The sequence below is a fragment of the Herbaspirillum sp. C7C2 genome (assembly GCF_022627865.1).
GTDB lineage: Bacteria > Pseudomonadota > Gammaproteobacteria > Burkholderiales > Burkholderiaceae_D > Herbaspirillum > Herbaspirillum frisingense.
Map to the genome: position 1 here is coordinate 97,716 of NZ_JABXGI010000005.1, position 13,251 is coordinate 110,966.

Consider the following 13,251-nt stretch of genomic DNA (forward strand, 5'->3'; position numbering starts at 1 on the left):
TGGCCGCAGTCGACATCGACACTCAATCTTGTGAATAGGAGCACGCAATGAAGAAAATCTATCTGGCTGCAATGATCGTTTCCACGTTCAGCGCATCGGCCATGGCATTCCAGCTTCCGGGCCACCAACCGCAACCTGCCGCCACTACCACGCGCATCACCAACCCTGTGGTGGTTTCCACGGCCGGTAACGGCGGTGCCGGCGGCGGCGCCGTCTCCGGTAACGCCAGCGCCGGCTCCACCACTGGCGGCAATGCGACCGGCGGCGGCGCCAGCCAATCCAACATCGGCGGCATCGCCAACACCGGGGGCAATCTGACCTCCACCGGCGGCACCAAGGCCATCGGCGGCGTCACCACATCCAGTGGTGCCGCCACTAGCCAATACCACTTCCCCTCGCCTTCGTCCGTTCCGGGCAATGTCCAGACGGCCAATGGCAATGCGGTGGCAGTCGGTGGCGCCACCACGTCCTCGACCGGGTCGGCCAACGCCTCGGCTGGTGGTAACTACAACGGCGGCGGCGCAGGCGTTTCCACCACCATCGGTGGCAGCGCCCAGAGTGGCCCGGCCGTGGGTGGCAATGGTGGTAACGGTGGCAATGCGGCTGCAAGCGCATTCATCCGCTGATCAGGCAGAGGCCGTTATAGCAAGAACCGGGGGAGGAAACCTCCCCCACTAACAGAAGGGGGCTAGCGTGGACAAAACTTTCCTGGTGCTGCTGATGACAGCACTTGTCGCATCATCCGCCTGGGCCGATCCCACTGCCACGGCGACGGCTAACGGTGGCATGGGCGGGGCGGGGGGCGCTGCAATGGGGGGTACGGCGTCGGGAGGCAGTGCAACCGGCGGCGCGGCGACCGGAAATGCGTCCAGTGTCATGGTTTCGGTGGCCAACGGCGTGGGTGGGTCCGACGGCAGTAGTGCCGGTACACCCACCACCATCAACTACGGGGGCAGCTACACGGTACGCACTACCCCGCCTATCGCCGCCCCCTCGTTGACCTCCACGTTTTCCGATACCTGCATGGGTTCATCGTCTTTCGGCGTAAGCATGGTGGGCTTCGGTGCCACCGGTGGCACCACCATGGTCGATGACGCTTGCGTGCGGCGCCTGGACTCGCGTGAATTCCGCGCCATGGGGATGGAGGACGTGGCCCTGGCCTTGCTGTGCCAGAGCGCGGCCAATCAGAAGGCGGTTGAAGCGACCGGCCGGAGTTGCCCGGGGAAAACGGTGGCCTTGCCCGCCTTGCCGAGCGCCACGCCGGCCGATGACGAATACTCCGATCCATTCGTGAGGCGGCGACTGGGCCTGGCACCTCTGACCACCGACAGCACGAAGCTGCCTGGCACGACGGCCGTATCGTCTCTTAGCCGGTAAGCGACGAAAGACCGCCATGTTGTTTCCCGCGCGGCAGGAAGTGGCTACGAAGCATGGGTTGGCGACGGAATGACCAGAAGCCTGCCTTTTTTGAAACAGATGGAGGTGCAAGAGTCTGGACGACCGACATATACATTCATTTTTGTATAGCGCTAGATGAAATGTTTGACGCCCGTCAAAAGTCGCCACTTTGAATCGCATCTAGCACCACTAAGATGAGTCAAGCAAGAAGTCAGTGGACTGAATATTCCATTCATTTCAGTGATGTCCGGGGGGAAACAGGGCTCGCGTTGAGGCTTGTTCTTGCTATACCCATAACAGAGGAACGCGCAAATGCATTCTTATCAATCAAAAGAATTAAGTGAAGAAAGCAGCTCCATCAAACAGGTAGGGGTCATCGTTTCGGATGGGGTTATCCTGGCGGACCTGGCCGAAATCGCCGAGGTCTTCTTCGTCGCGGACAAGATGCTCTCCTCCATGTTTTCCAGGAGCAACGGCTACCATTTTTCATTGCTTTCGGTCATGGGGGGCATGATCACGACGTCCAGTTCAGTACAGATCGGCACGCTGGCGTTGAAGCACGTGGCAATGAGCGCCTTTGACAGCATCATCATCGCCGATGGTCGCGGAAATTTCGCGGACTACAAGAACCAGCAACTACTGCAGTGGCTACGAACGCCCACCGCGGATCCCCGGCGCATCGCTGCGCTCTGCACGGGGGTCTTCGTCCTGGCGGGTGCCGGTCTTTTGGACCACAGAAAGGTCGCTACCCACTGGGCGCTGCGGGACAAACTGCATCGGGAATTTCCCAAGGTCGATATCCAGTCCAGCGACATCATCATCCAGGACGAAAACGTCTTTACGTCCGCAGACTCCGGAACCGGTGCTGAAATCGCCCTCTCCCTCATCGAAGATGATCTCGGCGGCAGTTTCGCCAACCGCATCGAGCAATCGCTGACAGTCCGGCAACATCACCAGTTCAAGCCCGCCATCTCCCGCGACAGCACCTTCAAGACGGGAGAAAAACGCCACCGAAGTGATCGCATCCAAAAGTCATTGCTATGGCTGGAAGAGCATATGGCCTCGCCGATCAACCTGGCCGACGCGGCCGATCATGTGGCCATGAGCGAGCGTAACTTTCAGCGCGAATTCAAACGGGAAACCGGGCAAACGCCCCACAGTTTTCTGACCAGGATCCGGCTGGAGGCCGCGTGCCTCTATCTGAAGGAGTCCGACCTGCCGATCGAGAAAATCGCACGACGATGCGGCCTGGTCAGCGGCGAACATCTCTCCAGGTTGTTCCGCAAGCACCACGGGATATCGCCGGGAGAATACCGCAGGAAGGAAGATTCTCCGCCGCCCTCCCCGATCATTTTGTCCACGGCCCATCTGCATATCCATCAATCATGAAAATCTCTCCCTTCTTCCGGTTCTATCATTTCTATCGCCGCAGCGGGAATTCGATCCGTCTGTCAGCCCGCCTTGCGTGGGACAAGGTCTTCACCAGTTATTACTGAACAGCCTTGAGCAACACATTGATCAGCCGGTCGCTTTGCTCCTTTCTTGCAATGGAGCCCAGATCATTGATCTACATCAGTTTGTGGCCTTTGCCACGGTATGTGGAAACCTCCGCATTCACTATCTTGAAGAAAAGCTCCTGCGATGGGCCCGCCCTCATAACAAACAGAAAGTGTGGGCATCAGGAAAGCGTTTGTCCGGCGGAAACACAAGTGGTCCCCAAACCATCGAGCCGCCACCCACCGGGGGCCTGGAGCCCGACATGAGCAAGTCCGACACCACCGGCAGTAGCCGCCTGTTTCCCGTATTGACGTGCAAGAGCTGCATCGTGCAGCGGCAGTGTTTTCCGCAAGGCCTCAGCGCCGCGGAAATAGAGCAATTCGAACAGCTGGTAGGACGGCGGCGGCGGGTCCTGCGGGGCCAGTTTGCCTATCGGGCGCATGACGAATGCACCAAGCTCTTCATCATCCGCATGGGCAGTTTCAAGACCGTGCGTGTCTCCACCCACGGTGGGATGGATGTGATCGCCTTTCACCACGTCGGCGACCTGCTGGGGATGGAGAGCGCATCACATACCCACTATGACGTCGATGCAATCGCACTTGAAGACAGCCAGATCTGCGAGGTCTCCTTCCACGGTCTGGAATACCTGTCGAGAAAGATCCCCAGCCTGCAGCATCAGATCCTGCGCCGCCTGAGCAACGAGGTGACATCGATGCAGCAGCAAAGCCTGTTGCTCAAGTCCAGGTCGGAGCAGCGCTTTGCCTCCTTCCTGTTGGACCTGTCCCGCATTTCCTCGCGTTGCGGTCACTCCGCAAACGACTTCTCATTGCGCATGAGCCGGACCGATATCGGTCTCTTCCTCGGCCTGACCAATGAGAGCATGAGCCGTCTCATCACCCGCTTCCGCAAAGCCGGCCTGATCGAAGTCAGTGTGCGCCACGTGCATGTCCTGGCGCTTCACGCGCTCGAAGAACTGGCCAGCGGCGCCGTTTCCTGGGACCAGTATGAACAGGATCAGATGGAGCAGCCCTGCGAGAAAACACCAGCAACGGAGAGGGGCCAGGTGCTGGTGCTTGAGCGGAAGGCCGCCACACCGCGCAGCGCCTGAAGGCGCTGCGAAATTCTTGACGTAGGTCACGCCCGCCAGGCAGCAGCGGCGCATCATTCCAGCAGATGTTCAAGGACACCCGTCACCGGCTCGCGACCGGCGTCGGCATTGCAGCGGCGCGCCAGACAACACTCCCGCCTTGGAGGAAAGAGGATGCAGGCCGACATCGAAGCGCTGACAAGAAAAAGAAAAGCCATCGTCGCCGACGGCCTGGTCAAGTATTTCGGTGAAGGGGCCACGCGGGTATTGGCCATTGATCACGCCTGCCTGACAGCCTGCTTCGGCGAAATCTCCTTCATCGTCGGGCCCTCCGGCAGCGGCAAGACCACCTTGCTGAGCATCCTTTCCGGCATCCTCAGGCCAAACGAGGGGACGGTAAGGGTCGACGGGGTCGATCTCTGGTCCCTGGACGACGATCAGCTGGCCGATTTCCGTCTCCATCGCGTCGGTTTCGTGTTCCAGGACTATCATCTCTTCCCGCGACTGACCAGCGCCGAGAACGTCGCCATCCCGCTGATACTGAGGCAACAGGCCTGGCAACCCGCGCTGGTCGCGGCCAACGAACTGCTGGAGGTGGTGGGCCTGAAAGGCCGGGGAGACATGCTGCCGGTCAAGCTCTCCGGCGGCGAGCAGCAACGTGTGGCCATCGCCAGGGCCATCGTTGGTGCTCCCCCTGTCCTCATTCTCGACGAACCCACCGCCTCGCTGGACGGCGACACCGGCCACATGATCCTCTCCTTTCTACGGGAGAAGGTGCTCAACCCGCAACGTTGCATCCTGATCGTCACCCACGATGCGCGCATCAATGAATTCGCGGACTGCATCGTGCACATGGCCGACGGCAAGGTCACCGGGCTGGACAAGGGGCCTGGATGAAAAACCGATCCATCTTCATTCTGGCCATCGTCGGCCTGATCATGGGCCTGGGCGCGGCCTGGCTGTTCGGGCTGGAACGCAAGCCTCCGCCACCCGCCTTCGCCCCGTCACCAATCCCTACCCCGACGCCATCTATGCCAATGGCATCATCGAAAGCGAGCAGGCTGGAGGCGCCAACATTCCGGTCTACCCGGAGGTCGCCGGCAGGATCATCCAGGTGCTGGTCGCAGAAGGCCAGCAAGTCAAGGCGGGCGCAGCCTTGCTGGTACTGGACGATGCCGTGCAGCGGGCCAGCACCGAGCAGGCCAGACTGCAGGCTGAATCCGCGCAGGCGCAACTATCCCAGCTAAAGGCGCAGCCACGCCCCGAGGCCCTGCAGGTCGCCCGCGCCCAGGTGGTACTGGCCGATGCCAATCTGAGGACCGCCCGGGACCAGTTCGACAAGCGCCGCGCCAGTCGGAACCTGGATGCCCGCTCGATCAGCCAGGATGTGCTCGATAACGCTGCGGACGCGCTGTATCAGGCCGAGGCCAGCCTGGAGGTGGCCAGGCGTCAGTTCGCACTGGTCCGTGCCGGGGCCTGGCGCTACGACATCATGGTGCAACAGCGGCAGGCCGAGGCACTGTCGCAAACCTATGTTGCAGCCCAGGCGCTGTTGCAAAAGTACACGATACGCGCCGCCACCGACGGTGTCGTCCTGGCGCTCAATGCATCGGTGGGCAGCTATGTATCGCCCCAGGGCGCCTATGAGGGAGCCAGCCGAGATAAAGCAAATGTTCATACATAAGCGAAAAAGTAATTAAGAAATCATCCATCATTCATATTTCATAGATGATTGGTTACCTTTTCGACCTTATGGATGCCTTGCTCACGTCCTACCGTCCGTGTCGCATTAGGAACGTGTAAGCACGGACGGTGCCAGGCTTATTTGGCAGGACGAATTCCCGTCACGACGGGCGCGGCTCCACTCCCCTTCAATTCGAATGTCACCTGGTCTCCGACTTTGAGGCCTTGTAGCATTTTCTCATCCGATACTTTGAAGCCCATGGTCATTGCCGGCCAGTTTAGTTCTTTGATGGGTTGATGTGCCAAGGTAACGGTTTTTTGCTTCTGGTCGAGGCTCTTGATGACACCGGTCCCATGAGAAATCATTTCGCCAGCATCGGCTTGGCCCATCTTCATGCCTTGCATGTCTGCGGAAAATACGGGCGCGCTGCTGCCCAGCGATGCGGTAAAAAGCATGGCGTACATCAAGTTCTTCATATCAACTTCCTTTCACATTGAGGATAAATTAAGCCGGATTGGCTTTGGGTTGACGACCACGCATCAAACGATACGCGGCCGGAATGACGAACATCGAAAGCAATGGAGCGGTAATCATGCCGCCGACCATCGGCGCTGCAATCCGGCTCATGACTTCGGAGCCGGCGCCGCTTCCCCACAGAATTGGGATCAGGCCCGCCAGGATGACGGCCACGGTCATCGCCTTTGGGCGGACCCTGAGCACGGCACCTTCGCGGATTGCATCCTCCAGTACGGGGACTGAGATAGCACCTACCTGTTGTTCACGGACAGAGACCGCCTGTTTCAGGTACAACAGCATGACTACGCCGAATTCAGCGGACACGCCAGCCAGAGCGATGAACCCGACACCGGTGGCAACCGAGAGGTTGTAGCCTTGAACATAGAGGAACCAGATGCCGCCGACCAAGGCAAATGGCAGTGAGGCCATGATCAATGCTGCCTCATCGAAGCGCCGGAACGTCAAATAGAGCAGCACGAAGATGATCATTAGCGTTGCCGGCACCACCAGCTTCAAACGTGCATTTGCTCGCTCCAGGTATTCGAATTGTCCCGAGTAGGCAATGCTCAACCCGGGCATCAGCTTTACCTTGGAACTGACCGCAGTGCGCAAGTCGGCGACCACAGATGACAGATCCCGCTCCCGGACATCGACATAGATCCAGCCGCTGGGCCGCGCATTCTCACTTTTGAGCATGGGTGGACCATCGCTGATCTTCAGCGTGGCAACAGTTCCCAAGGTGATCTGCTGGCCGCCGCCGGTCAGAATCGGTAGATCGCGCAGGCGCTCTAGCGAGTCCCGAGTCTCTCTCGGGTAACGAACGCTGATCGGATAACGCGCCAGTCCCTCAATCGTCTCACCGACGTTCTCCCCACCGATGGCCGACGAGACGATGCTCTGGACATCAGCGATGTTGAGACCGTAGTTGGCGGCGGTCAGCCGGTCGATATCGACATCCACGTAACGTCCGCCACTGAGACGTTCGGCGAGCGCGGAGCTGACGCCCGGTACTGCTTTGGCAACCTGTTCAATTTCTTGCGCCGTCTTGTCGATATCGGCCAGGCTGGTGCCTGACACTTTGACGCCAATCGGGCTTTTTATCCCGGTAGCCAGCATGTCTAGCCGGTTACGAATGGGCGGCACCCAGATATTTGACAGGCCAGGCACTTTGACGACCCGGTCAAGTTCATTCACCAACTTCGCCGGCGTCATGCCGGGGCGCCATTGATCACGCGGCTTGAATTGAATGGTCGTCTCGAACATCTCCAAGGGGGCGGGATCGGTCGCACTCTCGGCACGGCCGGCTTTGCCGAAAACACTGGCGACTTCCGGAACCGTCTTGATCAGGCGATCGGTCTGTTGCAGCAGTTCGGCAGCTTTGGATGCGGACAAGCCTGGCAAGGCAGACGGCATATAGAGTAGATCCCCCTCATCCATCTGCGGCAAGAACTCGCCGCCCAAACGGCTGATCGGCCATAAGGTCGTCAACAGCGCAAGCGCCGCAATTGCCAGTGTCGCCCTAGGCCGTCGCAAGACGGCTTCCAGTAACGGCCGATAGCAACGAATCAGCCAGCGATTGAGCGGATTGCTGTTCTCCGAAGGGATCTTCCCGTGGATCATGTAGCCCATCAGGATCGGAATCAGCGTGACGGATAATCCGGCGGCACCAGCCATTGCATAGGTCTTGGTAAATGCCAATGGCCCGAATAAGCGTCCCTCCTGCGCCTCCAGCGTGAATACCGGGATAAACGACAGGGTAATGATCAGCAAGCAGAAAAACAGCGTTGGTCCGACCTCTGCGGCCGCCTCACCAATGACTCTCCAATGGGTTTCCCCCTGCAAAGGTTGCCCTGGATGTCGATGCGTCCACTCTTCAATATGCTTGTGCGCATTCTCGATCATGACAACGGCGGCATCGACCATGGCACCAATTGCAATGGCGATCCCCCCTAGGGACATGATGTTGGCATTGACGCCCTGATACCGCATCACGATGAAGGCAATCATGATGCCCAGCGGCAGAGAGACGATGGCAACCAGGGCAGAACGCAGATGCCAGAGGAACAGGCCGCAAACGACCGCAACGACAATGAACTCCTCAAGCAGCTTGTGCGACAGGTTGTCGATGGCACGATCGATCAACTGGCTCCGGTCATAGACGGGTACGACCTCAACACCAGCGGGCAGGCTTTTTTTGAGCTCTTCCAGTCGGCTCTTGACGGCCGCAATGGTGTCCTGCGCGTTCTTGCCTGAGCGCAGGATGATGACGCCTCCCACCGACTCACCTTCGCCATTGAGTTCCGCAATACCGCGGCGCATCTCCGGTCCGAATTGGATGGTCGCCACATCACCCAGTTTGACGGGTACGCCGTTTTTCCCCGTCGCCAAGGGAATGTTGCGGAAGTCCGCCAGCGCCTTCAAATAGCCGGAAGCCCGCACCATGTACTCGGTTTCCGCCATCTCGGGGTCGTCTCAGAAAACGGAAAATAAAGCACGCTAAGGCATAGCCGAACCTGCCAAGCTTGCTCCACCCTGTAGTGACGCGATCAGCGGGCAGGAAACGTTCCCCCTTCGCGCATGGCAGGCGCACACCAACTCAGACAGCACGGCCTCCATGCGCGCCAGGTCAGCCATTTTCTCGCGCACGTCCTTGAGCTTGTGCTCGGCCAGACTGCTGGCTTCCTCGCAATGGGTGCCATCCTCCAGCCGCAGCAGCTCGGCGATCTCATCCAGGCTGAAGCCCAGCCGCTGGGCTGATTTCACGAAGCGCACCCGCGTTACATCCGCCTCGCCATAGCGGCGGATGCTGCCATAGGGCTTGTCAGGCTCCAGCAACAAGCCCTTGCGCTGATAGAAACGGATGGTCTCCACATTGACCCCGGCCGCCTTGGCGAAAACGCCAATGGTCAGGTTCTCCAAATTGTTTTCCATATCGCTTGACTCCGTACATGAGTACGGAAGTAAGGTTACGCTATCCAATTTCAATTCGAAAGGACAAGCGCATGTCTGAACCAAAAACCGGGCGCGGCGCGCTCTTCACTGGAGGGCTTGCCGCCATCCTCGCCTCGGCTTGCTGCCTCGGGCCGTTGGTTCTGATCGCCTTGGGGTTCAGCGGCGCTTGGATCGGCAACTTGGCGGTGTTGGAACCCTATCGCCCCATCTTTATCGGCGTGGCGCTGGTGGCGTTGTTCTTCGCCTGGCGGCGCATCTACCGGCAGGCAGCGGCCTGCAAACCGGGTGAGGTCTGCGCGATTCCCCAAGTGCGAGCTACTTACAAGCTCATTTTCTGGATCGTGGCCGCGCTGGTTCTGGTCGCGCTCGGATTTCCCTACGTCATGCCATTTTTCTACTGATCGGAGTTCACCATGAAGAAACTGTTTGCCTCCCTCGCCCTCGCCGCCGTTGTTGCCCCCGTCTGGGCCGCCACCCAGACCGTCACGCTGTCCGTACCGGGCATGACCTGCTCCGCCTGCCCGATCACTGTCAAGAAGGCGATTTCCAAGGTCGAAGGCGTCAGCAAAGTTGACGTGACTTTCGAGACACGCCAAGCGGTCGTCACCTTCGACGATGCCAAGACCAGCGTGCAGAAGCTGACCAAGGCAACCGCAGACGCGGGCTATCCGTCCAGCGTCAAGCAGTGAGTCACTGAAAACGGCACCGCAGCACAACGGACGTCATTGTCTGGCGCCACAAACGATAAAGGATCTGTTGCATGACCCATCTAAAAATCACCGGCATGACTTGCGACTCGTGCGCGGCGCACGTCAAGGAAGCGCTGGAAAAAGTGCCAGGCGTGCAGTCGGCGCTGGTGTCCTATCCGAAGGGCACAGCGCAACTCGCCATCGTGCCGGGCACATCGCCGGACGCGCTGACTGCCGCCGTGGCCGGACTGGGCTACAAGGCAACGCTAGCCGATGCGCCACTGGCGGACAACCGCGTCGGACTGCTCGACAAGGTGCGGGGATGGATGGCCGCCGCCGAAAAGCACAGTGGCAACGAGCCCCCGGTGCAGGTAGCGGTCATTGGCAGCGGTGGAGCCGCGATGGCGGCGGCGCTGAAAGCCGTCGAGCAAGGCGCGCAGGTCACGCTGATCGAGCGCGGCACCATCGGCGGCACCTGCGTCAATGTCGGCTGTGTGCCGTCCAAGATCATGATCCGCGCCGCCCACATCGCCCATCTGCGCCGGGAAAGCCCGTTCGATGGCGGTATTGCGGCAACTGTGCCTACGATTGACCGCAGTAAGCTGCTGGCCCAGCAGCAGGCCCGCGTCGACGAACTGCGGCACGCCAAGTACGAAGGCATCCTGGGCGGTAATCCGGCCATCACCGTTGTGCACGGTGAGGCGCGCTTCAAGGACGACCAGAGCCTTACCGTCCGTTTGAACGAGGGTGGCGAGCGCGTCGTGATGTTCGACCGCTGCCTGGTCGCCACGGGTGCCAGCCCGGCGGTCCCGCCGATTCCGGGCTTGAAAGAGTCACCCTACTGGACTTCCACCGAGGCCCTGGCGAGCGACACCATTCCCGAACGCCTTGCCGTAATCGGCTCGTCGGTGGTGGCGCTGGAGCTGGCGCAAGCCTTTGCCCGGCTGGGCAGCAAGGTCACGGTCCTGGCGCGCAATACCTTGTTCTTCCGTGAAGACCCGGCCATCGGCGAGGCGGTGACAGCCGCTTTCCGTGCCGAGGGCATCGAGGTGCTGGAGCACACGCAAGCCAGCCAGGTCGCCCATATGGACGGTGAATTCGTGCTGACCACCACGCACGGTGAATTGCGCGCCGACAAACTGCTGGTTGCCACCGGTCGGACACCGAACACGCGCAGCCTCGCGCTGGACGCAGCGGGGGTCACTGTCAATGCGCAAGGTGCCATCGCCATCGACCAAGGCATGCGCACGAGCAACCCGAACATCTACGCGGCCGGCGACTGCACCGACCAGCCGCAGTTCGTCTATGTGGCGGCAGCGGCCGGCACCCGTGCCGCGATCAACATGACCGGCGGCGATGCGGCGCTCGACCTGACCGCAATGCCGGCCGTGGTGTTCACCGATCCGCAAGTGGCGACCGTGGGCTACAGCGAGGCGGAAGCCCACCACGACGGGATCGAGACCGACAGCCGCACCTTGACCTTGGACAACGTGCCGCGTGCGCTCGCCAACTTCGACACACGCGGCTTCATCAAGTTGGTTATCGAGGAAGGCAGCCATCGGCTGATCGGCGTACAGGCGGTCGCGCCGGAAGCGGGTGAACTGATCCAGACGGCGGCTCTGGCCATTCGCAACCGCATGACGGTGCAGGAACTGGCCGACCAGTTGTTCCCCTACCTGACGATGGTCGAGGGGTTGAAGCTCGCGGCGCAGACCTTCAACAAGGATGTGAAGCAGCTTTCCTGCTGCGCCGGGTGAGAAAAAGGAGGTGTTCAATGAACGCCTACACGGTGTCCCGGCTGGCTCTTGATGCCGGGGTGAGCGTGCATATCGTGCGCGACTACCTGCTGCGCGGATTGCTGCGCCCGGTGGCGTGCACACCAGGCGGCTACGGCTTGTTCGATGACGCCGCCTTGCAACGGCTGTGCTTCGTGCGGGCGGCCTTCGAGGCGGGCATCGGCCTCGACGCGCTGGCGCGGCTGTGCCGGGCGCTGGATGCGGCGGACGGCGACGAAGCGGCCGCGCAGCTTGCCCTGCTGCGTCAGTTCGTCGAGCGTCGGCGCGAAGCGTTGGCCGATCTGGAAGTGCAGTTGGCCACCCTGCCGACCGAGCCGGCACAGCACGCGGAGAGTCTGCCATGAACAACCCCGAGCGCTTGCCGTCCGAGACGCACAAACCGATCACCGGCTACCTGTGGGGCGGACTGGCTGTGCTGACTTGCCCCTGCCACCTGCCCATCCTCGCTGTCGTGCTGGCCGGCACAACCGCCGGTGCTTTCCTCGGCGAGCATTGGGTCATCGCGGCGCTCGGTTTGACCGGCCTGTTCCTTCTGTCCCTGTCGCGGGCGTTGCGGGCATTCAGGGAAAGAGAATGAGCGCTTTCCGGCCGGATGGATGGACGACGCCGGAACTGGCCCAAGCGGTCGAGCGCGGGCAGCTTGAACTGCACTACCAGCCCGTCGTCGATCTGCGCAGTGGTGGGATTGTCGGCGCGGAAGCCCTGTTGCGCTGGCGTCATCCGACGCTTGGACTATTGCCACCGGGCCAGTTCCTGCCCGTGGTCGAATCGTCCGGCCTGATGCCTGAAATCGGCGCTTGGGTGCTGGGCGAAGCCTGCCGCCAGATGCGTGACTGGCGAATGCTGGCATGGCGACCGTTCCGGCTGGCCGTCAATGTTTCGGCGAGCCAAGTGGGACCGGACTTCGACGGGTGGGTAAAGGGCGTGCTGGCTGATGCCGAGTTGCCCGCCGAGTATCTCGAAATCGAGCTGACCGAATCGGTCGCGTTTGGTGATCCGGCGATCTTCCCCGCCCTGGACGCCTTGCGGCAGATCGGTGTGCGCTTCGCCGCCGATGACTTCGGGACGGGGTATTCCTGTCTGCAACATCTGAAGTGCTGCCCAATCAGCACGCTCAAGATCGACCAATCGTTTGTCGCCGGGCTCGCCAACGACCGCCGCGACCAAACCATCGTGCACACCGTGATTCAGCTTGCGCACGGGCTGGGCATGGATGTGGTGGCTGAAGGCGTGGAAACATCGGCGAGTCTTGATCTATTGCGACAAGCGGACTGCGACACAGGACAAGGCTTCCTGTTCGCGAAGCCAATGCCGGCGGCGGCATTCGCCGTCTTCGTCAGTCAATGGAGGGGTGCCACCATGAATGCAAGTGACTCGACCACCACCAGTTGCTGCGTGTGCTGCAAGGAAATCCCGCTCGATGCCGCCTTCACCCCGGAAGGCGCGGAATACGTCGAGCACTTCTGCGGGTTGGAGTGTTATCAACGCTTCGAAGCGCGTGCCAAGACAGGGAACGAAACCGATGCCGATCCGAACGCCTGCGACGGGGTCTCCTCGTTTTCAGTGCAATAAGTGACGGTACGCAAAGCTAGCACTGGCGCGGGGGTGGTCTGGGTAGACCGTTGATTT

The 13,251-nt window shown here is 60.7% G+C and carries 14 protein-coding genes and 1 pseudogene; 12 read left to right on the forward strand and 3 right to left on the reverse strand.

Features of this window, described 5'->3' with window-relative positions:
• The first annotated feature begins 47 nt into the window (after positions 1 to 47).
• The 6 genes from HWE04_RS09980 to HWE04_RS10005 all read left to right on the forward strand — a co-directional run bounded on the left by HWE04_RS09980 (position 48) and on the right by HWE04_RS10005 (position 5,669).
• Positions 48 to 626, forward strand: a complete 579-nt coding sequence (locus HWE04_RS09980; protein ID WP_006462172.1) for a hypothetical protein — start codon at positions 48 to 50, stop codon at positions 624 to 626.
• A 250-nt stretch (positions 627 to 876) separates the two neighbouring features.
• Complete coding sequence (locus HWE04_RS09985) at positions 877 to 1,377, forward strand: histidine kinase (protein WP_241812306.1); 501 nt, start codon at positions 877 to 879, stop codon at positions 1,375 to 1,377.
• 333 nt (positions 1,378 to 1,710) lie between these two features.
• Positions 1,711 to 2,787, forward strand: a complete 1,077-nt coding sequence (locus HWE04_RS09990) for a GlxA family transcriptional regulator (protein WP_241812307.1) — start codon at positions 1,711 to 1,713, stop codon at positions 2,785 to 2,787.
• Positions 2,788 to 2,863: 76 nt separating this feature from the next.
• Positions 2,864 to 4,006 (forward strand): helix-turn-helix domain-containing protein, encoded by a 1,143-nt coding sequence (locus HWE04_RS09995; RefSeq protein ID WP_241812308.1) that lies wholly within the window; start codon positions 2,864 to 2,866, stop codon positions 4,004 to 4,006.
• A gap of 174 nt (positions 4,007 to 4,180) precedes the next feature.
• Positions 4,181 to 4,882: an ABC transporter ATP-binding protein gene (locus HWE04_RS10000; RefSeq protein WP_446719223.1), complete on the forward strand. Its 702-nt coding sequence runs from the start codon at positions 4,181 to 4,183 to the stop codon at positions 4,880 to 4,882.
• A gap of 217 nt (positions 4,883 to 5,099) precedes the next feature.
• A complete protein-coding gene (locus tag HWE04_RS10005) occupies positions 5,100 to 5,669 on the forward strand; it encodes an HlyD family secretion protein (RefSeq protein ID WP_241812310.1) in 570 nt (189 codons plus the stop codon).
• A gap of 137 nt (positions 5,670 to 5,806) precedes the next feature.
• Here HWE04_RS10005 and HWE04_RS10010 read toward each other — a convergent pair whose 3' ends face one another.
• The 3 genes and pseudogenes from HWE04_RS10010 to HWE04_RS10020 form a co-directional block, all read right to left on the reverse strand.
• Entirely contained in the window at positions 5,807 to 6,145 is a 339-nt protein-coding gene (locus tag HWE04_RS10010) for a copper-binding protein (RefSeq protein ID WP_008328976.1), read from the reverse strand.
• 28 nt (positions 6,146 to 6,173) lie between these two features.
• Positions 6,174 to 8,648 (reverse strand): annotated as a pseudogene (locus tag HWE04_RS10015) (efflux RND transporter permease subunit); the annotation flags it as partial.
• 33 nt (positions 8,649 to 8,681) lie between these two features.
• A complete protein-coding gene (locus HWE04_RS10020) occupies positions 8,682 to 9,116 on the reverse strand; it encodes a mercury resistance transcriptional regulator MerR (protein ID WP_003131969.1) in 435 nt (144 codons plus the stop codon).
• Between the two features lie 71 nt (positions 9,117 to 9,187).
• Here HWE04_RS10020 and merT point away from each other — a divergent pair, with 71 nt between their 5' ends.
• The 6 genes from merT to HWE04_RS24600 all read left to right on the forward strand — a co-directional run bounded on the left by merT (position 9,188) and on the right by HWE04_RS24600 (position 13,194).
• Complete coding sequence (gene merT / locus HWE04_RS10025) at positions 9,188 to 9,538, forward strand: mercuric ion transporter MerT (protein ID WP_003131974.1); 351 nt, start codon at positions 9,188 to 9,190, stop codon at positions 9,536 to 9,538.
• A gap of 12 nt (positions 9,539 to 9,550) precedes the next feature.
• The gene (gene merP, locus HWE04_RS10030) at positions 9,551 to 9,826 is read left to right on the forward strand and encodes a mercury resistance system periplasmic binding protein MerP (protein WP_003131987.1); all 276 of its coding nucleotides are present in this window, start codon (positions 9,551 to 9,553) and stop codon (positions 9,824 to 9,826) included.
• Between the two features lie 71 nt (positions 9,827 to 9,897).
• Positions 9,898 to 11,583, forward strand: coding sequence for a mercury(II) reductase (merA, locus tag HWE04_RS10035; RefSeq protein ID WP_003158917.1), 1,686 nt, complete (start codon positions 9,898 to 9,900; stop codon positions 11,581 to 11,583).
• A 17-nt stretch (positions 11,584 to 11,600) separates the two neighbouring features.
• On the forward strand, positions 11,601 to 11,966 hold the full coding sequence (merD, locus tag HWE04_RS10040; RefSeq protein WP_000995360.1) for a mercury resistance co-regulator MerD: 366 nt from the start codon (positions 11,601 to 11,603) through the stop codon (positions 11,964 to 11,966).
• Positions 11,963 to 12,199 (forward strand): broad-spectrum mercury transporter MerE, encoded by a 237-nt coding sequence (merE, locus tag HWE04_RS10045; protein WP_003132004.1) that lies wholly within the window; start codon positions 11,963 to 11,965, stop codon positions 12,197 to 12,199. Before merD ends, merE begins: the two co-directional genes overlap by 4 nt.
• Positions 12,196 to 13,194 (forward strand): DUF3330 domain-containing protein, encoded by a 999-nt coding sequence (locus tag HWE04_RS24600; protein WP_446719220.1) that lies wholly within the window; start codon positions 12,196 to 12,198, stop codon positions 13,192 to 13,194. The genes merE and HWE04_RS24600 overlap by 4 nt, the downstream gene beginning before the upstream one ends.
• Positions 13,195 to 13,251 lie beyond the last annotated feature (57 nt).

Coding starts and splice junctions, on each gene's coding strand:
- merE (WP_003132004.1), top strand. CDS start 11,963: ATGAACAACCCCGAGCGCTTGCCGTCCGAGACGCACAAACCGATCACC.
- HWE04_RS09980 (WP_006462172.1), top strand. CDS start 48: ATGAAGAAAATCTATCTGGCTGCAATGATCGTTTCCACGTTCAGCGCA.
- HWE04_RS09985 (WP_241812306.1), top strand. CDS start 877: ATGGTTTCGGTGGCCAACGGCGTGGGTGGGTCCGACGGCAGTAGTGCC.
- HWE04_RS24600 (WP_446719220.1), top strand. CDS start 12,196: ATGAGCGCTTTCCGGCCGGATGGATGGACGACGCCGGAACTGGCCCAA.
- merP (WP_003131987.1), top strand. CDS start 9,551: ATGAAGAAACTGTTTGCCTCCCTCGCCCTCGCCGCCGTTGTTGCCCCC.
- HWE04_RS09990 (WP_241812307.1), top strand. CDS start 1,711: ATGCATTCTTATCAATCAAAAGAATTAAGTGAAGAAAGCAGCTCCATC.
- merA (WP_003158917.1), top strand. CDS start 9,898: ATGACCCATCTAAAAATCACCGGCATGACTTGCGACTCGTGCGCGGCG.
- merD (WP_000995360.1), top strand. CDS start 11,601: ATGAACGCCTACACGGTGTCCCGGCTGGCTCTTGATGCCGGGGTGAGC.
- HWE04_RS10010 (WP_008328976.1), bottom strand. CDS start 6,145: ATGAAGAACTTGATGTACGCCATGCTTTTTACCGCATCGCTGGGCAGC.
- merT (WP_003131974.1), top strand. CDS start 9,188: ATGTCTGAACCAAAAACCGGGCGCGGCGCGCTCTTCACTGGAGGGCTT.
- HWE04_RS10020 (WP_003131969.1), bottom strand. CDS start 9,116: ATGGAAAACAATTTGGAGAACCTGACCATTGGCGTTTTCGCCAAGGCG.